Origin of the sequence: Shewanella subflava (genome assembly GCF_025971955.1) — a bacterium.
Taxonomy (GTDB): Bacteria; Pseudomonadota; Gammaproteobacteria; order Enterobacterales; family Shewanellaceae; genus Shewanella; species Shewanella subflava.
Window position 1 is genome coordinate 67,913 of the sequence record NZ_JAPDMX010000020.1, and the last position, 24,982, is coordinate 92,894.

Here is a 24,982-nt window from a genome sequence, read left to right on the forward strand (position 1 = left end):
AAAACGCGTTAAGGACTCACTTTTAAGGGCGAACTTAACGCGCATGAGCATTTCCCCTAACAATCAGGGGAAGTGCAGTTAAATCGATAAACCAGGGCTTAAGCTTTCGGGTAAGCTCACACTGTCAGCTTCCATTGAAGCAACAGGATAAGCACAGTAATCAGCAGCATAAAATGCACTTGCTCTGTGATTACCCGAAGCGCCAACACCACCAAAAGGTGCCGCACCAGATGCGCCAGTAATTTGCTTATTCCAGTTAACAATACCTGCACGGATACGAGCTAAGAAGTAGTCATAATCTTCACGACTATCAGCCAATAAACCTGCTGATAAGCCATAACGGGTATCGTTAGCCAAACGGATAGCTTCATCAAAATCACTGTAGCGAACCAATTGCAGTAACGGCCCGAAATATTCATCATCGGGTAATTTCTCAATTGCTGTCACATCAATCAGTCCTGGCGACACTATGCCTGTGCCGACTGCAACTTGCTGAAGCTCAATTAACGATACACCGCCTAACGACTGTAATGTAGCTTGGGCTGCAACCATTCCGCGTGCTGCGGTTTCTGAGATCATCGACCCCATAAACGGTTGCGGCTGACTATTCCATGCACCCACTTTGATTTGTTTGACAGCGGCCACTAATTGGGCAATCAATTCATCGCCTTCGGCGCCATGTTCAACATACAAACGACGCGCACAAGTACAACGTTGGCCAGATGAAATATAAGCCGATTGAATAATATCGTGAACAGCCGCTTTGGTATCACTAACACCTTTAACAATTAAAGGATTATTACCACCCATTTCTAAAGCCAAAATCTTGCCCGGATGCCCCGCATATTGCTGATGTAATATATGCCCTGTGCGCGAGCTACCCGTAAAGAACAATCCATCAATTTGTGGATGCGAAGCCAGCGCTTTACCGGTTTCAACTTCACCTTGTACCAAGTTAATAATGCCCGCTGGTAATCCTGCTTTTTCCCAACACTTTAGCATCAGTTCAGCCACTTTAGGGGTTAACTCTGACGGCTTGAATACTACGGTGTTACCCGCTAATAAGGCCGGCACGATATGACCATTAGGTAAATGCCCAGGGAAATTATACGGACCAAAGACCGCAACTACACCATGCGGCTTATGGCGTAATACTGCACGTCCGGCGGGTAAATCATTGGTTTCAGTACCAGTACGTTTATCATGTGCTTTAGCTGACAAACCAATTTTGCCTATCATGGCACCCGCCTCTGTCGCGGTTTCCCATTGTGGTTTTCCGGTTTCTTGAGCAATCGTTTCAGCGATTTCAGCTTTGTGAGCCTCTAATTGATCACGATACGCTTCCACAATCGCTAAACGACCTTCATAGCCAAGCATAAACCAATCAAATTGAGCTGCACGCGCCGCTAATACAGCGCTATCTACTTGCGCAGCTGTAGCCGTTTTACCCTGCCAAATTACTTCGCTGTTTGCTGGGTTAGTTGATTGAACATCATGACCTTCGCCAGCAAGCCATTGACCATTAATAAATTGAGTCATCGTATTCTCCTACAATGAAAGCACACGAATTTGCTGCCCATTTTCAACCATCAAGCCCTGGGCAAGTTCTGGTGATAGGACAACGTTATCATGTTCATCAGATACACTAAGCTTTGCCGCGGTTGCGCGATAATCTGCTAGCTTGGTATTTGAAATAATAAATGAGGTGTCGGTACGAGGCATATTGCCAATTTCAACGGTCAATAAACGGCTGCGTTTAACAGATTTGATATCTGTTAAACTACATTCAACCGTTGGACCACCGTCAAAAATATCGACATAGTTTCTAAACTTGAAGCCTTCCGCTTGCAATAGACGCAATGCAGGTTTGGTATTACTGTGGACTTCGCCAATCACTTTTTGTGCTTTTTTAGGTAGCATGCACACATAAACAGGACTGCGAGGCATCATTTCTGCCATAAACGCTTTCTTACCTAAGCCTGACAGGTAATCGGCTTCAACAAAATCAATCCCAAGAAAATGTTTTTGTAACCACTCATAAAAAGGAGAGTCGCCTTTTTCATCACTTACACCACGCATTTCAGCAATGACCGTTTCGCCGAAACGATGTGGATGTTGAGCAAGCAACAAAAAACGAGAACGGGATAACATGCGCCCGTTATTTCCCTTACGGTAAGCGTCTTTTAAAAATAAAGTACATAGCTCTGCTGCGCCAGTGTAATCATGGCAAAGCGTAAGTGTTTCCACTTCATTGCGAACGGCAATTTGCTTTGAGTGATAAACTTCAGTCCCTAAGCGGTAATGATAGAACGCGTCTTCCATCCCCACTGCAGCCTCAATGCCACAAGTGCCAACCACTTCTTTTGTGGTGGTATCTTCAAGGACCATTAAATAGCCTTCATCGAATGGCTTTTTAACGTCCTTAGTAAAAGATGCTTCAGCCCTCGCAATCTTTGAACGCAGCAAATCTTCATTTACTGGTAAAGAAGTGAATCCATGGCCAGACTCGACAGCAATGCCGTAAAGCGCTTCATAATCACTGGCACAGATCGGACGTATGATTAACATCTAAATCTCCTCATGGTGTCAGACAACGAAGGCGTTAACACACGTGGAAAACGCCTATATCTAACACTGACCCAAACAAAAAGAGCGCAAGTCAATGCGCTCTTTATGTATTAACCTGCAACTACTTTGGCTACAGCACGTTCAAAACGCGCTAAACCTTCAGCGATGTCAGCTTCTGGGATCACTAATGAAGGAGCAAAACGTACCACATTGGCACCAGCAATCAGGCTCATTAAGCCTTCAGCTACCGATGCAACTAAGAAATCACGGCTGCGGCCTTCATACTTTTCATTAAGTACCGCACCTAATAACAAGCCTTTTCCGCGCACTTCGCTAAAGACATGATATTTAGCATTAATAGCAGCAAGACCATCGCGGAATAATTGTTCACGATGCTTAACACCCTCTAATACTTCTTTGGTATTTACCACATCCATTACCGCATTACCGATAGCACAAGCTAATGGGTTACCACCGTATGTTGAACCATGAGTACCAATTTTAAGATGCGCGGCAATTTTCGCCGTGGTTAACATTGCTGCGATTGGGAATCCACCGCCTAACGCTTTAGCACTGGTTAAAATATCTGGCACAATGTCAGTACCCATATAAGCAAATAACTCGCCAGTACGACCCACACCCGTTTGAACTTCATCAAAGATAACCAATGCATCGTGCTTATCTGCAAGGGCGCGAACGGCTTTTAAAAATTCCGGATCGCCATTGATGATCCCGCCTTCGCCTTGCAAAGGCTCAAGCATGATGGCACATGTCTTGTCAGAAACCACGGCTTCTAATGCTGCGATATCGTTAAATGGCACATGAGTGATACTTTGTGGCTTAGGGCCAAAACCATCAGAATAAGCCGTTTGACCGCCAACGGTAACAGTAAAAAATGTACGACCATGAAAAGCTTTATCAAATGCAATGATTTGATCTTTTTGAGCACCATGGTTATCCAAAGCGTAACGACGAGCAAGCTTTAAAGCCGCTTCATTTGCTTCTGCACCAGAGTTGGCAAAATAAACCCGCTCAGCGAAAGTCGCGTTAACTAATTTAGTTGCTAAGGCAAGTGCTGGCTCGTTAGTCATCACGTTCGAAAGATGCCAAAGCTTTTCACCTTGCTCTTTCAATGCTGACACTAATGCAGGATGACAATGTCCTAAACAGTTAACCGCAATGCCACCGGCAAAATCGATAAACTCGTTACCTTCTTGATCCCAAACACGGCTACCCTCGCCTTTAACAGGAATTACCGCTGCAGGCGCATAATTAGGCACCATTACTTCATCAAACTGGGCACGGTTAAGATTCATTTCAACAGTCATTCAATTTCATCCTTTGTTTTTGTAAACGGCTGCAAAGCCGCTAAATATCATCGTTTTCATTGTTATTTAATCGGGTAACGACGAATGCTTGTATAACTTATTAACCATTATTAGCGAAAATGTGATCAAAATACCAGTAATCGCCAATTAACTTCTGTTAAGGCTTCTGTAAAACTGAATAAAGATTGATAAAAAGGGCTAATTAAAGCGCTTTAACTGGGGCTATAGAGCATAAATAGTCATAAAAAAAGTTATTTGGTTGCCAAATAGATAGCAATTCATCAAAAATGAATAATTACACAAAATTAACATCGTTATATGCAGTGTCGTATAATCTGCCTACTCTAGTGTATCTTGAGTTCAGCTGAATCAAAATAAAGCAATAAAAAGGCAAATATCACTCACCACAATGACACTTTTTTATTACCCAATTGGCTGAGCTAAAGGGCATGGAGAAATAAGCCCAGTATAAGTAATAACGGGCTAGTTTATCTGGGTTTACCCACTTAAATTGCTGAATATTGACCAAATTGAGGTTAGGTTAAATCGAGTTTTCGATAGTTCTGTGCTTTAAGTCGAATCACTTCTTGTGGCGTGAACTCATAATAATCCAATAATACTTTTCGCTCTTGAGGCTCAAGCAGCTGGTGCTCTTCTAATAATATAATTTTGGCAAAACAACTGGCTTTGGCAACAATGGCTGCATCAATCGATAAATCGCTAAAATGATAATCTTGATCTAACTCTTTTAACACTTTGGTGATCACACTGTCGCTAAATTCAAGCTGTTCGAGTAATTGCCAATTCAAATGATGTCCATGCTGCATCACATGATTAAAAATTTGCTCTGCAGGAAACTCTGTAGCCATAACCGCATCATACACCTCTTTATCGCGGCTTTGACTGGCTTCGCGTAACCATGTCCCCCAATGTTTTTCAAACACTTTAGCGCTGCTACTAAGAATGACTGAAGTGCCTAACTGGTACAGCAAAGCACAGGTATAACTAACGTGGGTTGGACGGTTATGTAATTGCGCCAAGGCTTGGGCTGCTATTGCGGTAATCATGCTATAGCGCCATAACTTACGCGTGGTCCAAAGCAAATTTGCGTGACCGCTTGGTAGCCAATGGCGAATACAAAAATACGGAATTAATAAACGTAAATTTTCAAGGCCAATATAATTGAGTATCAATTTAATATCAGTCACTTGCACATCTGAAGTCTTAGGGCGTCGATGCCTAGAAGCAGGGCTATTAATCAGCGTAATCAAATCGCGAGACAGCCAAGATATACTTGAAATAATCGGTCTTAACCGACCAAAGTTAGGATCTTTCTCAAGCAGTAGATCCAGCAGTAAAATCTGCCCTTCTTGAACACCTGAATGGGTTAATAACAGATCCGGTGAAGCCAATTTATGCTCAATACTGTTATTGACAGTTTCGGTTAATTGATTAGAAATAGCCTTAAAAATAGCCTGTGCTTTAGCCTGTTTATCTAACCTTAGTTTGATGGCTTGACGTTCAATATCAAGTTTATTGGCATCCGCTTCCAGTGTATCGTTGATATCATCTTCCATCGCAGTAGCCTTGTGCTTACCGACAATAAGATGTTGATATAAACGTCGCTCAATTTCAATCAACTTACCTGGACGAACCCCACCTGCTATCGATACTGCCACACAATTAAACCTTATCTGTAATAATGGTAAACATAATAAAAATTAAGGCCTCCTAAAGGAAGCCTTAATTGATCTAACAAAGATTTATTTTTTTAACTCTTGCTCAAATAGCTTATAAATTCGACGATATTCATCTAACCAGCTTGAAGGCTGTTTGAATCCGTGCGGCTCTACTGGATAAATTGCTGTTTCAAACATCGGCTTTTCCAGTTCGATTAAACGTTGCACCAAACGCACACTATCTTGGAAGAAAACGTTATCATCCAAAACACCTGTCATGATTAATAACGGTTTTTGTAATCCATCAGCATGTTCAATCGGTGAACTCCGCTCATAGGCAATGGGGTCGATATCCGGTGTATTAAGGATATTAGAGGTGTACGGCGCATTATAATGAGCCCAATCGGTAACAGGACGCAACGCTGCTCCAGCCTGGAATAAATCGGGTTCATTGAATAGTGCCATAAAGGTTAAAAAGCCACCGTAAGAACCGCCATAAGTACCGACTTTAGCGCTATCAACATTGGCGTTATTTGCCATCCAAGACACACCATCTTTTAGGTCTTCTACTTCAGGGGTGCCCATATTACGGTAAACGGCTGTTCGCCAATCGCGCCCATAACCTTTAGAACCACGAAAATCCATGTCCATCACCACGTAGCCCTGCTGTGCTAACAGGTTGTGGAACATAAACTCACGGAAGTAACCTGAAAAACCGTAATGGGCATTTTGCAGGTAACCCGCACCATGGTTAAAAATCACTGCAGGGTATTTATCAGCGCCTTGTGCTTCGAAGCCCTCGGGTAAATACACTCTGGCGTAAACTTCGCCAGCACCATGGTTAGATGGCACAGCGACAACTTTAGGAGCCTGCCATGCATATTCTTTGAACGCATCACTGGTGAAATCAGTTAATTGAGAGAGTTTTCCACCAATTGGCTGAATATACAATTCATTAGGTTTAATCAGTGACGAGGCATCAAGCAATAAAGATTGTCCATCAGGGCTTAGTACATACGATAAAGTACCAAACCAATTTGTCAGTTGGTCAATTTTCCCTGATGCAATTTCGACGCGATATACGTTATAGCTACCTGGATGGTCGGCATTGGCACGATACACAAGGTGCTTAGCATCGGGTGATAATGTCACATCATCCACCACAAACTTACCTTGAGTTAGTGCCCGTGCTTTTTGGCCGACTTCTTTTACATATAAGTGTGAATAACCTGTCTCTTCAGATAAAAAATAAAAGCTATCAGAGTTTGGCAACCAACCATATTGATTAAAATTATAGTTAACCCATGCATCGTCATGTAAACGATGCTCTGTCGTTAAGGTACCTTTGTCGAGATTAACTGACGCTATCCAGCGATCTTTGTTATCTACGGCTTCAATCATCACCAGGAGTTTATTTTCAGTCGGATGCCATTGAATTGCACTTTGGCTCCACTCCCAATCCTGCATTAATTGAATTAAACGGGGTGATTTTTTACTTTCATATGTCTCACCTTTGGCTGCCGCATTTTCTTGTTTTACATCAGCAAGCACATCTTCATCAAAGCCAGTTAGGCCCTCAATGGTGATGTCTTTTTTTACATGTTCAGTTAAATCCAGCAGCACTAAACGCTGGCCAGGAAACTTATCCTCAGCCACTCGCGCTCTTGCTGGCACAGCATCAACATAACCATCTTGCCCAAGATAGTTTGGCATAATGTCGTGTTCAGCACGCCAGGTATAATTTTTATCCGTTAATGCCAGTAAGGCATAGCGTCCATCTGCAGACAAACTCATATCGGATACCACTTCAGTATCACCTAAATACCAGGTCTTAGCTGCAAAGCTAGGATCAACCTCAGCTAACTGCTGTTGATATTGCTGCTGGGCTTTGGCGTTATTATGCTGAAGGGCGACATACTCGATTAAACGATGTTGCTGCTTTGCAATATAAGAGCTTGGATCTTGAATTGATTTAGGCTCATTTGCCATTTGGATATTGGCAATCTGTTCAATCAAGCCTGAAGATTGATGTAAACGGAAAATGTTGTTTCCCTGCCAATAAGCTAAATCACCATTAGACAAAAAACGCACACCACTGATGGCCACATTCTGTTTGGTGATTTGGTTAATTTCACCATCAACTAAATCTTTAACAAACAGATTGCCTTGGTACAAATAAGCTTTTTTCGTGCCAGCTAAATTCAGCACCGCGTTTTTTTGATCGGCTAAGTGCAATTGATCTAAATTAAGTTTACTGGCCGAAATTTGATCAACACCTTGTCGATAATAATCTGCTACAGGTGCTTGATGAGCTTGGCGTTTAAAATATACCGACTGGCTATCGTCAGACCAATAAGCGCCTTGGGCAAATATGCCCATCCAATCAGGGTTAGCCATGATTTGGTTTAACGTTAATGGCTGCTTTGCTTTTGGAGGCTGTGCTAAGGGGACTTGAACGGATACGTTATTGCTCAGGCTGTTGGTTTGAGCAGGGGCTTGTGCTGTAGCACTACAGCCGCTAACAAGAGCAAGTGTCAAGGCACTAAAAGCAAAACGACGAATGAAAGGCGAAGTTATCGCAAAACCAGACATAATTATCCCTATAATGAAGATGTTATTATTTTAGGGGTACTTTATAGCACAATTGCATGCAAGGTTTCGCGCACAATAATATGGAAAGTTGTAACAGAATGACTTTAAAAATGAATTAGAAAGTCACTTTTATAGTAACCACAATCCATAAGTACTCAAAATAGCTCAGGAAAAATCGATGATAACAAGGCAGATTTTATGATAAGTCATTATTCTACAATCTAAAAATGTAACGCCGTTATCCAGTCATTATCACCCGCTAGAATGAACAGTTATTGATTACGAAATAGTATTACTATTATTGACGTAAAAAATTGGCGAGTAACTCATGCCCCTGCTCAGTCAATATGGCTTCAGGATGAAACTGAACGCTGTAAAGCGGCATAGTAAGATGACTCATGCCCATTATCTCTCGGCCATGAATGGGATCGTCATACCAAGCATCAAGCACAAATCCATCAGGGAGTTCATCAACCAGTAATGAATGGTAACGGGCAACGGTTAACGGCTGGTTTAATCCTTGAAATAACCCATCACCGGTATGACTGATGACGCTGGTTTTACCATGCATAACTCGCTTTGCACGAATGACATTTGCGCCAAAAACCTGTGCTATAGCTTGATGTCCTAGACAGACACCGAGTATGGGTAATTTACCCGCATATTGGCGGATCACATCCAGCGAGATACCCGCTTCATTGGGTGAGCACGGTCCTGGAGAGATGACAATGTGCGAAGGGGATAACTTATTGATATCAGCGACTGTAATTTCATTATTACGTTTAACCACAATCTCTTCACCTAGCGCTTGAAAATACTGCACTAAGTTAAAGGTAAAAGAGTCGTAATTATCTATCATCAGCAACATGCTAATTCCGGTTTTGTTGGGTCACTAACATTAAAAAAACCAGCACTAAGGCTGGTTTCTATTAGACCTTATGTTGTTTATTTTACAACAGTGAGGTGGCTTTTACGTTTCGGTTTGTCATCATCTTTTGTGACTTGGGGCTTTTCAACCTTGGTATCAACAGAAGCTAATTCTGGCGATGTCGCATTCGCTTCATCATCAGGAATATAGGCATCTTCCATATCAAACACAGTACCAGCGCCATTTTCACGAGCATAAATAGCTATGATTGAGGCCATAGGTAAGTAAACTTGCTGTGGCACGCCACCAAAGCGAGCATTAAACTCAACAGCGTCATTATTCATTTGTAAACCCATAACAGCACCGGTGCTGATATTTAATACAATTTGTCCATCTTTAACAAACTGTTGAGGTACCTGAGTACCTTCTACAAATGCATCAACCACAACATGCGGCGTAAAGTGGTTATCCATCAACCACTCATAATAAGCCCGCAACAAGTAAGGACGATTAGGAGTAATAGCTTTCATTACATGCCCATGCGCATTTCGCGCTCAGCCTCTGTTAACGATGCTTTAAATGACTCACGTTCAAAAATACGAGTCATATAAGCATTAATTTCTTTTGCTGTACGCGGATCTAAATTGATACCTAATACAGGTAAACGCCATAATAATGGGCCTAAGTAGCAATCAGATAAACCAAATTCTTCATTCATGAAGTATGGCATCTCTGCAAACACTGGCGCCAAAGCAACTAAGCTTTCGGTCAACTCTTTACGAGCAGCTTCCGCTTTATCACCTTTACGAATGCGTTCTACAAGCGCATACCAATCAGTATCTATGCGATGCATCATTAAGCGGCTTTGACCACGAGATACAGGGTAAACAGGCATAAGTGGAGGGTGCGGGAAGCGCTCGTCCAAATACTCCATAATGATACGAGATTCATATAACACTAATTCACGGTCAACTAACGTTGGCACAGAGTTATATGGATTAACTTCAAGTAGTTCTTCTGGCATTTCACTTGGGTCTACCTGTAAAACATCAACGGTAACCCCTTTCTCAGCCAATACGATACGCACTTGATGGCTATATAAATCATCGGCACCAGAAAACAGTGTCATGATAGAGCGTTTGTTGGCAGCAACAGCCATTTATACCCTCCAGAAATCTAAAAAAACAAAACAAACGAGGGGCTAAGCCCCTCGTTTACATTACGCGGATAATACATTTTACCCGTTATTTGATGCTAGTGCACATCTTTCCAGTATTCTTTCTTCAAGAAGTAAGCAATGATGAAGAAAATAAACAGGAATCCGAGTACCCACCAACCTAAAGCTTCACGTTCTAACTTAACTGGATCACCTGAATAAACAAGGAAACCGGTCAAATCACGCATCGCCTGGTCATACTCTTCAGCGGTCATTGAACCACCAGTGGTCACGAATGTACCGTCTTCTTGTTTTACGGGAAGCCCTTGAAGACCTTGTAAAACATGAGGCATACCCACTGATGGGAATACGGTATTGTTCACGCCAAATGGACGAGACTCGTCTGCGTAGAAACCTTTTAAGTATGAATAAATCCAATCAGCACCACGTACACGTGCTACCAAAGTTAGGTCTGGTGGCGCAGCACCAAACCATTTAGCAGCATCAGCAGTAGGGATTGAGTTTTCCATAAGCTCACCGATTTTAGCTCCAGTGAACATGTACTTATTACGCATATCATCAACAGAGATATTCAAATCCGTTGCGACACGATCATAACGTTGATACTGAGTGCTGTGACAACCAGAACAATAGTGTTGGAACATATCCAAACCACGTTCCAGAGAAGCTGTATCACGTAAATCAACGTTAGCGCTTTCTAAATGAACATTATGACCACCCGCTGCCATAGCAAGAGATGGCACTAATGTTACTAATGCAATCAATAACTTTTTCATTAGTGTGTCACCCTCGTTGGAACTGGCTTCGTTTTCTCATTTTTACTGTACACCCAAAGGGCGACGAAGAAACCAAAGTAAGTCAGCGTAAAAATTCGCGCAGCAATAGTTAATGCTGGAGTTGCAGGTACTGCACCCAAGTAACCTAATATGATGAACGACACGGTAAATTGAGCAATGTTTATCTTGTGGATCAAACCACGGTAGCGGATTGATTTCACTTTACAGCGATCAAGCCAAGGCAGAATAAACAATACGACAATCGATAAGCCCATGCCGACAACCCCTAATAGTTTGTCAGGAATAGCACGTAAAATCGCATAGAAAGGCGTGAAGTACCAAACTGGTGCAATGTGCTCAGGTGTTTTCATTGGGTTAGCTGCTTCAAAGTTTGGCTTCTCTAGGAAATATCCACCACCTTCTGGCATAAAGAACAACACATAACAGAACACTATTAAGAAACCAGCCACGCCCATAATATCTTTTACAGTGTAATAAGGGTGGAATGGAATCGCATCTACTGGCCAGCCGTTTTCATCTTTATTCTTTTTAATCTCAACACCATCTGGGTTGTTAGAACCCACTTCGTGTAAGGCGATTAAGTGTAAAAACACCAATACGACTAAAACTAAAGGCAAGGCAATAACATGCAATGCAAAGAAACGGTTTAGCGTTGCACCTGATACAACATAGTCACCACGGATCCATAAAGTCAGGTCATCACCAATAAATGGAATAGCACCAAACAATGAAATAATTACCTGTGCACCCCAGTAAGACATTTGTCCCCAAGGAAGTAGATAACCCATGAAGGCTTCAGCCATTAGCACAAGGAAAATTAACATACCGAATAACCAGAGAAGTTCTCTTGGTTTTTGGTAAGAACCGTAAATAAGACCACGGAACATGTGTAAGTAAATCACCACAAAGAATGCCGAGGCTCCTGTGGAGTGCATATAGCGTAACAACCAGCCATATTCAACATCACGCATGATGTATTCAATCGATGCAAAAGCACCTTCGGCTGTAGGTACGTAATTCATGGTTAACCAAATACCCGTGAGTAACTGATTAACCAAAACGAGTAATGCTAATGAACCAAAAAAGTACCAAAAGTTGAAGTTTTTTGGTGTTGCGTATTGTCCAACGTGACGATTATAAGTCGCCGTCATTGGGATGCGCGCATCAATCCAATCAATAATATTTTTAACCATTACGCCGCTCCCGTATCTACACCGATGAGCACGGTATTGTCGTCAACGTATTGATGTGGCGGAATAACGAGGTTCAATGGTGCAGGAACACCCTGAAACACTCGGCCAGCCATATCAAACTTAGAACCATGACAAGGACAGAAGAAACCAGATGGCACACCTTCTACTTGCTCACCAAATGAATCTGGTAAATAAGTGGGTGAACAACCTAAGTGAGTACAAATACCGACAGCAATAAAGAACTCTGGCTTAATTGAACGTGCGGCATTTTGAGCATACTCAGGCTGCTGCATTTCTTCTGAAGCTGGATCACGTAATTGGCCATCTAACGAGGCTAGTCCGTTTAATACCGCTTCTGTACGACGTACAACCCAAACCGGTTTTCCGCGCCATTCGACACGAATTAACTGACCTGGTTCTACTTTACTAATATTTACTTCAACCGGCGCACCTGCAGCTTTCGCTTTGGCACTCGGATTCCATGACTTGATGAAAGGAACCGCTACAGCGACGGCACCTGCACCACCTACTACGGCGGTTGCGGCTGTCAGGAATCTGCGACGTCCGGTATCGACTGGCGCATTGCTCATCCACTTATCTCCCAGAGGGTGTTGGAATTTTTATATTTCAATAATTTAACCCCTTATTAGGGGCGCGTTAAATTATCATAGTTTGAGGCGGGGCTCATTATAGCGAAAAATTAGAAGCAGATCATAGTGAAAACACACAACTAAATTGCGGATTAAGACGCATTGACGAAAAAATGTAACTTTTTCTGTTAAAAAGTGAATAATTTTGAGACCAAATTTAACAAAAACCATACCATAAGCTATTGATTTAAATTAATATCAATTCAATCAAGTTCAACTAATTTAGACTAAAGCACTACTGTTTAAAAATAATTATTTTTTTATAGCAAACGATGATAATAACTCAGTAAAATTTAGTCACAAAAAAGCCCGATCATTATCGGGCTTTTGCAAAAAACTAATAAGTTAGCTTTTATTTACCGTCAATTGACTTCATGTACTTGAAGAAATCACTATCTGGTTCTAGTACCATAATATCTGAATTGCCAGCAAAACTTTCTTTATAAGCTTCTAAGCTACGTAAAAAGCCATAAAATTCTGCATCTTTGTTATAAGCATCAGCATAAATTTTAGCCGCTAGCGCATCACCTTCACCACGAATGGTCAATGCATTACGCTCTGCACCTGCAACTTTCACGGTTACGTTTGCATCCGTTGTTGCGCGGATAATTTCAGCCTGCTCTTTACCTTGAGCACGGTGCTCTTTGGCTACAGCTTGACGCTCGGCACGCATACGTTGGTAAATACTATTACTCACGTTTGCAGGTAAGTTAATTTGCTTAACACGCACATCAACCACTTCAATGCCTAAGTTAGCCGCACTTTCAGATGCATTGGTTAAGGCATCAATTTGCAACTCATCACGTTTACCAGAGACAATTTCTCTAATCGTGCGACGACCAAACTCGGTACGTAAATCATTGCTAATTTTGGCTTGTAATAACTTTTCTGCATTGGCTTTAATACCGCCATTGGTAGAAAGATAATACTTTTCAAAGTCATTAATACGCCATTTTACGTACGAATCTACCATTAAGTCTTTCTTTTCAGAGGTAACAAAACGATCTGCTGCACCATCTAAAGTCTGAATACGAGCATCCATATAACGTGGTTTATCGACAACGGGAAACTTTATGTGTAAGCCCGGTTGAAAGACGCGAGTCACCTCTTCACCATCAATGTTGTCTTTAACGACTTTACCAAAGCGTGAAACGATAGCTCGCTCACCTTCGTTAACAACCATCACCGATGAAAAACCAATGCCCAGGATCACCACAAGAATAATTAAACCAAATCTACCCATAGTTATCCTCTCCCTTGGCGAGTGCGCTCTTCACGAGATAAACGACCATCTGTAGGCATACTCGTCACTGGCGTATTTGCATTACCTGAAACAGAGTTAATATGACGTTCAACTTCTGGCTCTACCGCTTTACGGTTAGCTTTATCGTTGGTCATCAGCTTATCTAATGGTAAATACATTAAATTGCCATTGTTTTTCGCATCAATTAATACTTTGTTTGTATCAGACATCACTTCTTGCATTGCATCTAAATACAAACGCTTGCGAGTAACTTCAGGTGATGCTTTATATTCAGGTAAAAGTTTTTCAAAACGAGCAACTTTACCTTCAGCCTCTAGCACAACACGTTGCTTGTAGGCATTGGCTTGCTGCGCCATACGCTCAACTTGACCACGAGCTTTAGGTTCAATCTCGCGAGAATAGGCTTCAGCTTCACGAATAAAGCGCTGTTCATCTTCTTGAGCAGAAATCGCATCATCAAAAGCATCCTTCACTTCTTCTGGTGGACGCGCTGGCAAGAAGTTAACGTCTTCAATTTTAAGGCCTAACTTGTAGGGTTCAATAATGCGTTCTAACTCACGCCATGTGTCACGACGGATCGCATCACGGCCTGTGGTTAAAATATCGTCCATGCGATTGTGACCAACAACATAGCGCAACGCACTGTCTGTTGCCTCACGTAAACTGGCATTTGCATCGACAGCGCTGAAAACATATGAATAAGCATCTTGGATGCTGTATTGCACCACAAGTTCAACTTTTACGACGTTTTCATCTGATGTCAACATGCTACCTGACGCAGGAATAGTACGATAGGTTTTCACGTCAATTGGAAACACTTCATCAATAAAAGTCGCTTTCCAATGCAGACCTGGGCCTACTTCACCAATGTGTTGACCAAAACGCAGCATCACGCCGCGCTCTGCTTCTTTAACTGTATATAGACCTGATAGACCCCATACAATTAATGCAATCGCGACAAGAACAACGAGGAAGGTAGAATTAAAAGGTTGCCCTGAAGCAGTCCCTCCACCTTTACCACCAAAACGTTTTGAAAGGTTACGAAAAACTTCGTCGAGATCCGGTGGTCCTTTATCGTTACCACCTTTATTTCCCCAAGGGTCTTTATTACCCTTGTTACCGGGCTCATTCCAAGCCATTTAGCACTCCATAATTGGATGAAATAAATGAGATTAACAAGATACTTCTGCTTCTGATGGTTCAAAAACAAGAGTTTCCAATTCCCCCTGACTCTGTTTCATTAATCGGCGCCAATCGGCTTCCGATAGACGAACAGATAAAATACAGTTCCCCAGATCGTCATACTCTTTCTGCTGTATTGCATCCAGTCGATAAAACTGGCCAAGATAATGTCCAGCAGAGGCTGGTATTTTCAATGTCCGCTCATAGATAACTGCACCAATTAGCTCAGTAACAGCCTGTAATAGCAGATCAAATCCAATGCGTTTTTGTGCAGATACCCACACACGCTCAGGTTTGCCTTCATCGTCATAGTCAATTCGAGGGGCAAAATCTTCAAGTAAATCTATCTTGTTACATACAACTAATTGGGCGATGTCATCGGCTTCAATTTCTTCAAGTACACTTTGAACCTGTTCGAAATTTTCAGTCATGTTGTCATCAGCACAATCAACTATATGTAATAGTAAATCGGCTTGGCGTGTTTCCTGTAATGTGGCTTTGAACGCCGCAACTAGGTCATGGGGTAAATGACGAATAAAACCAACGGTATCAGCTAATATGACTGCACCGTCGGGTAACTCTAACTTACGCAGTGTTGGATCAAGAGTGGCGAACAATTGATCAGCTGCATATACCTCAGACAGTGTTAAGGCGTTAAACAATGTCGATTTTCCGGCATTGGTATAACCCACTAACGCTACTGTGGCCATGTCACTGCGCTTACGAGCACGGCGGCTTTGCTCACGTTGTTTATCTACTTTATCGAGGCGTTTATTAATATTCTTAATCCGGCCTCGCAGTAAACGTCTATCGGTTTCGAGCTGGGTTTCCCCTGGCCCGCGCATACCGATACCACCTTTTTGTCGCTCAAGGTGAGTCCATCCACGAATTAAGCGCGTTGACATGTGGCGCAATTGCGCTAGCTCCACCTGTAACTTGCCTTCATGGGTACGGGCTCGTTGAGCAAATATATCTAGGATTAATGTCGTTCGATCTAATACTCGACACTGACACACAGCCTCAAGGTTACGCTCTTGGGCTGGGCTCAGCGCATGATTAAAAATAACGACGTTGGCTTCCGTGGCTGCAACCATGGCAGCTAACTCTTCTGCTTTGCCCGTACCGATAAAAAACTTACGGTCAGGTGAACGACGACTACCTGTTATTACCCCTACCGAGCGTGCACCTGCAGACTCAACTAATAGCTGTAATTCCAATAAATCTTCACGACGTTCTTCGTCAGAAAACTCGATATGAACAAGTACTGCTGTTTCTCCAGCTTCATAACGATCAAACAAGAAGCATATCCTTTTTAGTTATTATTCAGCGCCATCTTCATCAGTACCATTAGGGCCTTGATGATTTGATACATTAAATGGACGCGCTGGAACGACTGTCGAAATGGCATGTTTGTAAACCATTTGACTCACTGTATTTTTTAATAGGATCACGAATTGATCAAAAGACTCAACCTGTCCTTGAAGTTTGATACCGTTTACTAAATAAATTGAAACGGGTACACGCTCACGACGAAGAGCGTTTAAAAATGGGTCTTGTAAAGATTGCCCCTTAGCCATTTTGTTATTTCCTTTTTCTTTTTAAAATACGTAATGCAAGTTTTATTGTTTAGTTTGAGTATTATACAGTAACAGCTAATTAGCTAGCGGCATTGTCGCATAAGTGTAACTAAATTATTTTCATCGCCGCTTTCAAGCCACTGCAAATCAGGCCAGCTTCTCAACCATGTTAATTGACGTTTGGCTAATTGCCTAGTAGCTGCGGTCGCTTTTTCGACCATAGTCGCATGATCATACTCGTTATCTAAATATTGCCAGCACTGCCTGTAACCCACACAACGCATCGATGGCATATCTAAATGCAGATCGCCGCGCGCTTTTAAACGAGCGACTTCTTGAGTAAAACCTTGCTCAAGCATCATAACAAATCGTTTTGCAATCAAATCATGCAATACTTTTCTATCTGTCGGTGCTATTGCAAATTGTACTACATCATAGGGTAATGCTGCTGACTTTGTTTGCGTTAACTCGGTCATTGTTTTACCTGTTATACGAAATACTTCCAGTGCCCGCGACAATCTTTGGGGATCATTTGGATGAATTCGTTCTCCAGCCACGGGATCAATTTCACATAACTGACGATGTAATGCTTCCCAACCTTGGCACTCTGCCTCGGCAAAAATTTGCGCTCTAATGGCTTCATCTGCACTCGGTAAAGGTGATAAACCCTCTAACAATGCTTTGAAGTACATCATGGTACCACCTACCAATAAAGGGGTTTTACCACAAGCAATAATGTTTTCTATTTCAGCTAACGCATCGCGACGAAAATCAGCTGCTGAATAACTTTCGCTCGGATCAAGTATATCGATCAAACGATGAGGGGCTAATGCGAGCTCTTCAGCAGTAGGTTTGGCTGTACCTACATCCATGTCACGATAAATCAGTGCTGAATCAACCGAAATTAACTCACAGTTGTGCTGTTGAGCCATTTGAATCGCCAACGATGTTTTACCTGAGGCGGTTGGCCCCATTAAAAAAATAATTTTTGGCCGTTCGATTGTATTCACGCGTTTTCTTTAATCCATGCTTGCCAAGGTAGTGCCTTAGCATTTGCTAAAATTGTCTGCTTCGTTTCATCTTCTAGTTGACAAAATTTTTGCCAAATAGTTTGTGCAGCCATGAACTGTTTGGTCGATTGTTGTGCAATCCATAATGCTAAAGCTTCATTATTGGGTTGGGTAGCATTCATCCATTGTAAAAGTTCAGGGATCACTGCAGCTAACTGGCTATCTCTCAAATATGGGGGCACTTTCTTGATAATCAACTGCCCATAACGAATTGTTAATTCAATACCCAATTGACGTAAAAATGGTTCATTTTGATCTATCGTTAATTGCCAATCTGGATCAGCCTTCACCGATACAGGCATCAGTAAGGGTTGCCCAATTAATCCCGTCGCTAATTTATGCAAAATTTCATGCTGTAAAACCGCTTGCTGCACGACTAATAACGACATTAATTTTAATTCATTTTCAACAACTAAAACCCAAAATTGCCCATCGAGCACATTTGGCATCAAGGGCAAATTGGCAATGTCTTGAGTCAAGACATTGGTTTGATATGTGTTATCTATTGCACTGTGTGAATGCTCAGAGCTTTGTAGCAATTGCCCATAACTGCTAATCGCGGCTGGAGTAACAGATTTAGTTGGCGGTGTGGTAAAAGCCCTACTCAATTGTTCATGTTTATCTTGGTTAGCATCATAACGAGGTTTTATATCAGAAGAATATCCACCAAATGAATGACTTGCCTGCCCCGGAACATGCATACTGCCAAATTGACTAACACTGTTGGCACGACGAGTATCATGAGATGAAGCATATTGCTGTCGAGTCATTCCCTGGGCTGAATCGGCTAAGGCAAAGTCGTTACTGTTTGACTGCGAGTGTGAATAATCTAATTGTTCAGATAAATTAACGTCATCCGAGCTAATTGACTTAGGTTGATAAGAAACTAACTCAACCATTTGCGACAAAGCCGACTGTAATGCCTGTAAAATAAAGTCATGCACATAACGTGATTGATGAAAACGCACTTCATGTTTTGCAGGATGCACATTGACATCAACTTGGTGCGGATCTAAATCTAGCATCAGCACGTAACCAGGTTGATGATCGACCCCCTGTTCTGCAAAAGCTTGTCGCACAGCATGATTAACTAGCCTGTCACGGACTAAACGTCCATTCACATAAAAATAGCTACTGTCACTGATCACATTGTCAAAGGGGGACTGTAAGTAGCCCCGAAGAGATAAGCCATCATGTTCACAAGAAACCGTAAGTGCATTTTCAGCAAACTGGCGACCACAGATTTGACCTAAGCGCTGTTGGTGTTGAATCTCGGTATTGGCAGGCCGATATTGACGTACTAATTTGCCATTGTGTGTCAGGGTAAAATGAATATCACAACGTGCAATAGCAATGCGCTTTAACCATTCATCAATATGAGTAAACTCTGTTTTATCACTTTTTAAAAAACGTCTTCTGGCGGGGGTGTTAAAAAATAAATCAACCACATCAATAGTAGTGCCCTGCGGGTGAGCCGCTGGGGTAATTTTAACATCCATTTGCGAGCCTTCTGCGAAGGCTTGCCATGCTTCGGTTTGTTCCTCAGTTTTAGAGGTCAAGGTTAAGCGCGCAACAGAACTAATACTTGCTAGCGCCTCGCCCCTAAAGCCAAAACTCATGATGGCTTCTAGATCATCTAAACTGTGTACTTTAGATGTAGCATGGCGTGAGAGTGCTAAAGCAAGCTCCTCTTTAGGAATACCTGCGCCATTATCACGGATCCGAATAAGTTTGCTGCCACCTTTATCGATGTCAATATCCACCCGCGTTGCGCCAGCATCTAGACTGTTTTCAACCAGCTCTTTAACCACGGATGCCGGACGCTCTACTACTTCGCCAGCGGCTATTTGGTTTGCAAGTTGAGGAGGTAACAGTTGGATAGCCATGATTATGCCCTTGGAATAATCAGCTGTTGGCCAATTCGAACCACATCAGACTTCAAATTATTCGCTTTTTTGATGCCGTCAACACTCACACCATAACGTCTGGCGATTAACGATAATGACTCACCAGATTTCACTTTATGCTTAGTGTTAGCACTTTGCGCAACTAAAGTGCCTGAAGGAGGGTTAGCTTCAAAGTAGCGCACAACCCCTTTATGGATGGCATTCGCTAATTTTTGTTGATGGTTGCGATTGATTAATAACTTCTCTTCACCTGGATTTGAAATAAATCCAGTTTCAATTAAAATGGATGGAATATCTGCCGCTTTTAATACCGCTAAACTAGCCGCTTCAGGGGCTTTTTTATGCAGATAAGTGACTGAACCTAGGTCTCGCAAAATGTCTTTGGCAATGTCATTACTCATCACCATTGAGTTGTTTTTCTGCATATCAATGAGGGTTTGAACTAAATACTTTTCAACATCAGAGTTTTGAATAATATCGCCCACACCACCCAGTAACTCTGAATGTTTTTCAGTTTGCTCTAACAGTCGACCTAACTCACTGTCTGCTCTGCGCATTGAGAGCACCCAAACCGAAGCGCCTCTTGGTTGAGGAGAAGTAAATGCATCCGCGTGAATAGACAATAATAAGTCTGCTTTACTACGGCGCGCCAATTCAGAACGACGATTTAAGTCAACAAAGTAGTCTCCTGTTCGCGTCATCACTGCTTGCATGCCCGGAGTCGCATTGATTTTATCAGCCAAGCGTTTTGAAATATCCAATACCACCCGCTTTTCATACATCCCTGATGGACCAATTGACCCAGGGTCTTCTCCGCCATGGCCAGCATCAATGGCAATAATAATGTCTCGATTGGTTCCCGAAGAATGTATGGTGGTTTTGGCTCTGGCTTCTTCACTGAATGAATCATCTAAATCGACCACTAGACGATTACCGTATGGTGGCGTCGGAGATAAGGTGAAAAGATTAGATTTAATGGGCTTAGTCAGGTCCAGTACCAATCTAAGTGTGCCTTTCGCCGGAGGGCTACTGACACGAATACGTTTAATGAGTTTACTATTGTTGCTTAATTTATCCAGCTTGACTTTGTTACTGGCATTTTTGATGTCAACAACTAATCTGTCAGGCCCTGTTAACGTAAAAGAGTCATATTCAGGTGCTTGAGATAAATCAAAAACCACACGAGTGGATTCTGGTGCAGCCCAAATACGCACACTATCAAGATCATTCGCGCTTTGCGCTGCAAATGACAAGCTGGTTGCGACTATAAAAGCGCAATAAAAAAGTATTTTATTTACAGTCATTATTATTTTAATTTTGTCAAAATAGCCTGCCCAGAAGCAGACAAAGCGTTGATTTCAATTTCTCGTTGATTATCTTTATAACGTAAATGTAAATGAATGTCTGCTTCAGGTAGCATTCCCTGCCCATGCTCTGGCCATTCAACCAAACAAATACTAGTGGAGTTAAAGTAATCACGAATACCCATAAACTCTAACTCTTCAGGATCAGCTACACGATATAAATCAAAATGATATACATCAAACCCGTCAAACTCATAAGGTTCAACCAAGGTGTATGTCGGACTTTTCACCGCTCCTTTGTGGCCTAAAGACTGAATAATGCCACGGCTTAAGGTGGTTTTACCCGCCCCTAAATCACCGGTTAAAAAAATCGTCAATGGAGGGATTAGGCCTTGCGCAACAAATTGTCCCATTGCCACTGTAGCTTGTTCATTTTCAAGATTTTTAACAATAGAAGTCATATCAAACAGCCAATAAACTCATAAAAGATACCCAAACGTACAATATACCAGAGTTCTGTATTTAACTCCTACAGCTGCCGTGGGCTTTTTTCAACAAAAAAAATGCCAGCAATCTAATTGCTGGCACGAATTAAAGCGATGGTAATATCACTTAAAACTGCATTTTTAGATATCATCCATCCGCAATACACTGTGAACTAATCTTTTTTGTTGAGTTTGCGCGACACGAATAACATCTAATAAAGCACTTTTTGCGTCATTCGATGATGTCAGCTCTGCCGTTTTCTCAAGTAATGCTATCAGACGATTTTCTAAATCAAGGTGCAATTCCAACAATTGCTCTTCATCCATATTCGCGGGTAACGTTGTTTCATCACAGCGTTTGAGAAAATCTTCAAACACCACATCCTGATACCAAGTATCAAGGATTTTTGCTGGGGCATCTTCAATATAGCTCTCTAAGGTGTCGTAAATATGTTTCTCATGCTGCTGAAAGTATTCCAACATTAGCTTAACGCGAGATGAATCAGCATTTCGATGTAATCGTTTGTACAACTTACTCATACCTAAACGACAATTGGCAATATACTCAAGTAATTCACTTAACTGCTGAATACGCATATTTTACTACCTCACTTTACAGCCTGATGGTCTCAGGTAACCTTGTTAGCTTCATTATTAGAAATTTTTGTTAACAATTATTTGAGCAAGGTCATATTTTTTACTGATGACAGAGAGATATATTAGGGATAGATGAAGAAATGGGTTGTAGATCACTTAACTGTATTCATTTAGGTTTTGGTCATAGTCATAAACTGAAATGGAATACTCACTAGGTAAAAGACGTTTTACTACACAGGTCTCGCAGTGACTGCCTTTACGCGTTTTCATTTGGGTTTGGCAAATAAATTTGATCACTCAATGTTATAGGTAATTAAATTTATTTCAAAATATCTTATTGTTTCTGATTTTATCAGAATTCGCCAGACGCTATGCCACGCTTTACCCATCAGCAAGTTGTGCTATTTTCCAACTAAATAGTCGCGTGTAAAATTGCACTAAGACCAAACTCAGCATGATATAAATCAACATGGTTAAAGACATTTCAATGTCGAAATTGGGGGGGCTATGTAAAGCGCCCATGGTCATCAACATCATTAAATTCCCCCCAATCAGTCGGTGAATAATAAACTGTGGTTTTGATGCAACCCGCCAAATAATGAAAGTGTTAATGAAGTAAAAACTGGCTAATTGCCAAATCTCAGTCATCAAAGGCATGATCAAAACGTATTGTGCAATAAACAGTATTCCAAAACCGAAATAACCCAACATCCAGTGCTTCAGTACGCGATCAGGCATGGTAGCCAATAAGCCTGCATATATGCCAGCATTAAGAGGGAAAAGGAAACTGTCTGGAATGGGAAGATAAATCCACATCAAAATTGCGGTGACAAAAATACTTAACGCTTTTAAAGCTTTTAAAGCATCAAGACGATAATTTCTGGGGCGTATAAACTCAGGGTTAGCTTCTTCAGGCAAATTATCGTAAGCCTGCAAAATATATTCCGCGGTAACTGTTGCCGGCTGGGTATCATTATCTGCGTGCTTTAAAAAAGCAACGGCTTTATTTAACCGCCTTTGCTGCTTTATCAACGACTTTGAGCTGGAGATATTTTGCAATATAAATGTTAGATAATATTGAGCGACAGACATAGCTTTCACTCGCATTTTCCAATGTCTATATTGGTTTTGCAATTGATAACTCCCCTGTAAAGGCACGTTGAGGTACTCATTTAATTTCTTAATACTATTACGATGGTCTGACATTTGAATCGCCTTTTTAATCAGACGTTCATCTGGTTCAATCGCTAAAAAATGGGTTAAGTCATCAAGACTCACGATTAATTTTTGTTGCGTTTGAGAAAACAGTAAGAAAAAAATCTCTTCAGTATCCCATGGCCAAAGGACACGAAAAACTAGCGTATAAGCCAAGACCCCCAATAAGGTTTCTTGCAAGCGTAACAACAAGATATTAAAGGTAATTTGACTATCAAAACCACCAATACTAGCCACCACGACGCAAGAGATAAAAATCGTGAGATAAATATCCCCGTATTCCTCATCGCTTGTCATAAACACACACACAGCTAACACAGCGCACAATGAGGCTAAAAAAAGAAATCGTTCTTGAGATAAAAAGCCAATTAAGAGCAGGCCAATAACTATGCCGATGCTAGTGCCAATAAGCCTATGCCGGCCCTTTTTAATTGCATGCCCAAGTGACTCACTCATCGCGATAACAATCACTGCCATGCCTGACCAATATGGCTTATCCCACTGCAGCCATAACGCACCGCACACAGAAAGAGATACCGCAAGCGCCACCTTAACGGCTGATTTATTTGGCGTGAGATCCAATTTAATACCTCGTATAAGTGGGGGTCAGGATAAATGGGGCTGCGTAAACTTAAAAAATTTTAATATTTTCAGTATAAGTGACTTTATCAATATAACCTCAAACCAAATAAGACAATACCAAGGTAGTAGAATAAAGGCCGACTTTGATCACTTTTTTATACTTAATCTAAAATGCTGATATATATAAAGACTAGCTAACACACTAATTGATTTAGGTTTACTTTAAAACAAACTTCTAAAGAGATATGTTTGCTTAGAATAAGATAACTTTATGAGCCAACAGCCTTGTGACCGACATAACGTCCAACATCAACCTTAAACCATTGAATATATTGATTTTAAATGTCATCTATCTACCTAAGCTGAGGTCAAATAACACCATCATAATAAATAAGTAATCAGAAATAACCGAGGAAAAATACGTGATAACAAAGAAGGTATTTACGGTAAGCCATTATTATACAATCATAAAATATACGAAATTATCACCTATTTTACCAAGCTTGAATAAACAGTGATTTATGACCGTTGGTATAACAGCACCAGAATTGCGAATGGTTTTACACTCCGAGGATATAAATAGCACTGTAAAATGGGCGAATAAGTTTCAGTTGTTAACTGTATACCTTGAAAAAGATAGGGATCTCGCTATCAAAAAACCAACTGAGCTAACGTCGTATTTAGAATATCTTGAGTTGGAATATTTATAGATTGGAATGTTTATAGATTGGAGCGACAAACTCTTGTTAAGAGTGGTTCGAACCGATGACCGATACTTTGGCAAAAAGAGGGCATCAACTCTTTCAATCAACTCAACTGAGCTAATTTATTATCAACTTGGATTTGAATTTGGATTTGAATTTGGATTTGAATTTGGAGCGACATATCGGGTTCGAACCGATGACCTATACCTTGGCAAGGTATCGCTCTACCAACTGAGCTAATGT

At 41.4% G+C, this 24,982-nt stretch carries 21 protein-coding genes; all 21 read right to left on the bottom strand.

What is annotated here, in order from left to right:
- Positions 1-78: 78 nt before the first annotated feature.
- The 21 genes from astD to OHT75_RS08565 all read right to left on the bottom strand — a co-directional run bounded on the left by astD (position 79) and on the right by OHT75_RS08565 (position 24,035).
- Positions 79-1,539, bottom strand: coding sequence for a succinylglutamate-semialdehyde dehydrogenase (astD, locus tag OHT75_RS08465; RefSeq protein ID WP_264726049.1), 1,461 nt, complete (start codon positions 1,537-1,539; stop codon positions 79-81).
- 9 nt (positions 1,540-1,548) lie between these two features.
- Positions 1,549-2,568 (bottom strand): arginine N-succinyltransferase, encoded by a 1,020-nt coding sequence (gene astA / locus OHT75_RS08470; protein ID WP_264726050.1) that lies wholly within the window; start codon positions 2,566-2,568, stop codon positions 1,549-1,551.
- 110 nt (positions 2,569-2,678) lie between these two features.
- Complete coding sequence (locus OHT75_RS08475; RefSeq protein WP_264726051.1) at positions 2,679-3,896, bottom strand: aspartate aminotransferase family protein; 1,218 nt, start codon at positions 3,894-3,896, stop codon at positions 2,679-2,681.
- A 536-nt stretch (positions 3,897-4,432) separates the two neighbouring features.
- Positions 4,433-5,575: an HDOD domain-containing protein gene (locus tag OHT75_RS08480; protein ID WP_264726052.1), complete on the bottom strand. Its 1,143-nt coding sequence runs from the start codon at positions 5,573-5,575 to the stop codon at positions 4,433-4,435.
- A gap of 84 nt (positions 5,576-5,659) precedes the next feature.
- Complete coding sequence (locus OHT75_RS08485) at positions 5,660-8,167, bottom strand: S9 family peptidase (RefSeq protein WP_264726053.1); 2,508 nt, start codon at positions 8,165-8,167, stop codon at positions 5,660-5,662.
- Between the two features lie 298 nt (positions 8,168-8,465).
- Positions 8,466-9,035, bottom strand: a complete 570-nt coding sequence (locus OHT75_RS08490; RefSeq protein WP_264726054.1) for an anthranilate synthase component II — start codon at positions 9,033-9,035, stop codon at positions 8,466-8,468.
- Positions 9,036-9,112: 77 nt separating this feature from the next.
- Positions 9,113-9,565, bottom strand: a complete 453-nt coding sequence (locus OHT75_RS08495; protein ID WP_264726055.1) for a ClpXP protease specificity-enhancing factor — start codon at positions 9,563-9,565, stop codon at positions 9,113-9,115.
- Positions 9,565-10,194, bottom strand: a complete 630-nt coding sequence (gene sspA, locus OHT75_RS08500) for a stringent starvation protein SspA (RefSeq protein WP_264726056.1) — start codon at positions 10,192-10,194, stop codon at positions 9,565-9,567. The genes OHT75_RS08495 and sspA overlap by 1 nt, the downstream gene beginning before the upstream one ends.
- 95 nt (positions 10,195-10,289) lie before the next feature.
- Positions 10,290-10,988, bottom strand: coding sequence for a cytochrome c1 (locus OHT75_RS08505; protein WP_264726057.1), 699 nt, complete (start codon positions 10,986-10,988; stop codon positions 10,290-10,292).
- Entirely contained in the window at positions 10,988-12,202 is a 1,215-nt protein-coding gene (locus tag OHT75_RS08510; protein WP_264726058.1) for a cytochrome b, read from the bottom strand. The genes OHT75_RS08505 and OHT75_RS08510 overlap by 1 nt, the downstream gene beginning before the upstream one ends.
- A complete protein-coding gene (gene petA / locus OHT75_RS08515; protein ID WP_264726059.1) occupies positions 12,202-12,792 on the bottom strand; it encodes a ubiquinol-cytochrome c reductase iron-sulfur subunit in 591 nt (196 codons plus the stop codon). The genes OHT75_RS08510 and petA overlap by 1 nt, the downstream gene beginning before the upstream one ends.
- A gap of 412 nt (positions 12,793-13,204) precedes the next feature.
- The gene (gene hflC, locus OHT75_RS08520; RefSeq protein WP_264726060.1) at positions 13,205-14,095 is read right to left on the bottom strand and encodes a protease modulator HflC; all 891 of its coding nucleotides are present in this window, start codon (positions 14,093-14,095) and stop codon (positions 13,205-13,207) included.
- Between the two features lie 2 nt (positions 14,096-14,097).
- Positions 14,098-15,255 carry an FtsH protease activity modulator HflK gene (gene hflK, locus OHT75_RS08525; protein WP_264726061.1) on the bottom strand — a complete coding sequence of 386 codons (1,158 nt, stop codon included), beginning with the start codon at positions 15,253-15,255 and terminating at the stop codon, positions 14,098-14,100.
- A 33-nt stretch (positions 15,256-15,288) separates the two neighbouring features.
- The gene (gene hflX, locus OHT75_RS08530; protein ID WP_264726062.1) at positions 15,289-16,596 is read right to left on the bottom strand and encodes a ribosome rescue GTPase HflX; all 1,308 of its coding nucleotides are present in this window, start codon (positions 16,594-16,596) and stop codon (positions 15,289-15,291) included.
- A 21-nt stretch (positions 16,597-16,617) separates the two neighbouring features.
- The gene (gene hfq / locus OHT75_RS08535) at positions 16,618-16,875 is read right to left on the bottom strand and encodes an RNA chaperone Hfq (RefSeq protein WP_264726063.1); all 258 of its coding nucleotides are present in this window, start codon (positions 16,873-16,875) and stop codon (positions 16,618-16,620) included.
- Positions 16,876-16,958: 83 nt separating this feature from the next.
- Positions 16,959-17,885 carry a tRNA (adenosine(37)-N6)-dimethylallyltransferase MiaA gene (miaA, locus tag OHT75_RS08540; protein ID WP_264726064.1) on the bottom strand — a complete coding sequence of 309 codons (927 nt, stop codon included), beginning with the start codon at positions 17,883-17,885 and terminating at the stop codon, positions 16,959-16,961.
- Positions 17,882-19,831, bottom strand: coding sequence for a DNA mismatch repair endonuclease MutL (gene mutL / locus OHT75_RS08545; protein ID WP_264726065.1), 1,950 nt, complete (start codon positions 19,829-19,831; stop codon positions 17,882-17,884). Before mutL ends, miaA begins: the two co-directional genes overlap by 4 nt.
- Positions 19,832-19,833: 2 nt before the next feature.
- Complete coding sequence (locus OHT75_RS08550) at positions 19,834-21,156, bottom strand: N-acetylmuramoyl-L-alanine amidase (protein ID WP_264726066.1); 1,323 nt, start codon at positions 21,154-21,156, stop codon at positions 19,834-19,836.
- A 2-nt stretch (positions 21,157-21,158) separates the two neighbouring features.
- Positions 21,159-21,617, bottom strand: a complete 459-nt coding sequence (gene tsaE / locus OHT75_RS08555; RefSeq protein ID WP_264726067.1) for a tRNA (adenosine(37)-N6)-threonylcarbamoyltransferase complex ATPase subunit type 1 TsaE — start codon at positions 21,615-21,617, stop codon at positions 21,159-21,161.
- Between the two features lie 165 nt (positions 21,618-21,782).
- The gene (locus OHT75_RS08560) at positions 21,783-22,238 is read right to left on the bottom strand and encodes a hypothetical protein (protein ID WP_264726068.1); all 456 of its coding nucleotides are present in this window, start codon (positions 22,236-22,238) and stop codon (positions 21,783-21,785) included.
- Between the two features lie 381 nt (positions 22,239-22,619).
- Positions 22,620-24,035: an FUSC family protein gene (locus OHT75_RS08565; RefSeq protein WP_264726069.1), complete on the bottom strand. Its 1,416-nt coding sequence runs from the start codon at positions 24,033-24,035 to the stop codon at positions 22,620-22,622.
- Positions 24,036-24,982: the final 947 nt, after the last annotated feature.

What these genes read in the sequence shown, in the direction of transcription:
- OHT75_RS08510 (WP_264726058.1), bottom strand. Translation starts at nt 12,202, where the DNA reads ATGGTTAAAAATATTATTGATTGGATTGATGCGCGCATCCCAATGACG.
- OHT75_RS08495 (WP_264726055.1), bottom strand. Translation starts at nt 9,565, where the DNA reads ATGAAAGCTATTACTCCTAATCGTCCTTACTTGTTGCGGGCTTATTAT.
- OHT75_RS08560 (WP_264726068.1), bottom strand. Translation starts at nt 22,238, where the DNA reads ATGCGTATTCAGCAGTTAAGTGAATTACTTGAGTATATTGCCAATTGT.
- tsaE (WP_264726067.1), bottom strand. Translation starts at nt 21,617, where the DNA reads ATGACTTCTATTGTTAAAAATCTTGAAAATGAACAAGCTACAGTGGCA.
- hflC (WP_264726060.1), bottom strand. Translation starts at nt 14,095, where the DNA reads ATGGGTAGATTTGGTTTAATTATTCTTGTGGTGATCCTGGGCATTGGT.
- sspA (WP_264726056.1), bottom strand. Translation starts at nt 10,194, where the DNA reads ATGGCTGTTGCTGCCAACAAACGCTCTATCATGACACTGTTTTCTGGT.
- OHT75_RS08485 (WP_264726053.1), bottom strand. Translation starts at nt 8,167, where the DNA reads ATGTCTGGTTTTGCGATAACTTCGCCTTTCATTCGTCGTTTTGCTTTT.
- mutL (WP_264726065.1), bottom strand. Translation starts at nt 19,831, where the DNA reads ATGGCTATCCAACTGTTACCTCCTCAACTTGCAAACCAAATAGCCGCT.
- OHT75_RS08490 (WP_264726054.1), bottom strand. Translation starts at nt 9,035, where the DNA reads ATGTTGCTGATGATAGATAATTACGACTCTTTTACCTTTAACTTAGTG.
- astA (WP_264726050.1), bottom strand. Translation starts at nt 2,568, where the DNA reads ATGTTAATCATACGTCCGATCTGTGCCAGTGATTATGAAGCGCTTTAC.
- hflK (WP_264726061.1), bottom strand. Translation starts at nt 15,255, where the DNA reads ATGGCTTGGAATGAGCCCGGTAACAAGGGTAATAAAGACCCTTGGGGA.
- petA (WP_264726059.1), bottom strand. Translation starts at nt 12,792, where the DNA reads ATGAGCAATGCGCCAGTCGATACCGGACGTCGCAGATTCCTGACAGCC.
- OHT75_RS08475 (WP_264726051.1), bottom strand. Translation starts at nt 3,896, where the DNA reads ATGACTGTTGAAATGAATCTTAACCGTGCCCAGTTTGATGAAGTAATG.
- hfq (WP_264726063.1), bottom strand. Translation starts at nt 16,875, where the DNA reads ATGGCTAAGGGGCAATCTTTACAAGACCCATTTTTAAACGCTCTTCGT.
- OHT75_RS08550 (WP_264726066.1), bottom strand. Translation starts at nt 21,156, where the DNA reads ATGACTGTAAATAAAATACTTTTTTATTGCGCTTTTATAGTCGCAACC.
- OHT75_RS08505 (WP_264726057.1), bottom strand. Translation starts at nt 10,988, where the DNA reads ATGAAAAAGTTATTGATTGCATTAGTAACATTAGTGCCATCTCTTGCT.
- astD (WP_264726049.1), bottom strand. Translation starts at nt 1,539, where the DNA reads ATGACTCAATTTATTAATGGTCAATGGCTTGCTGGCGAAGGTCATGAT.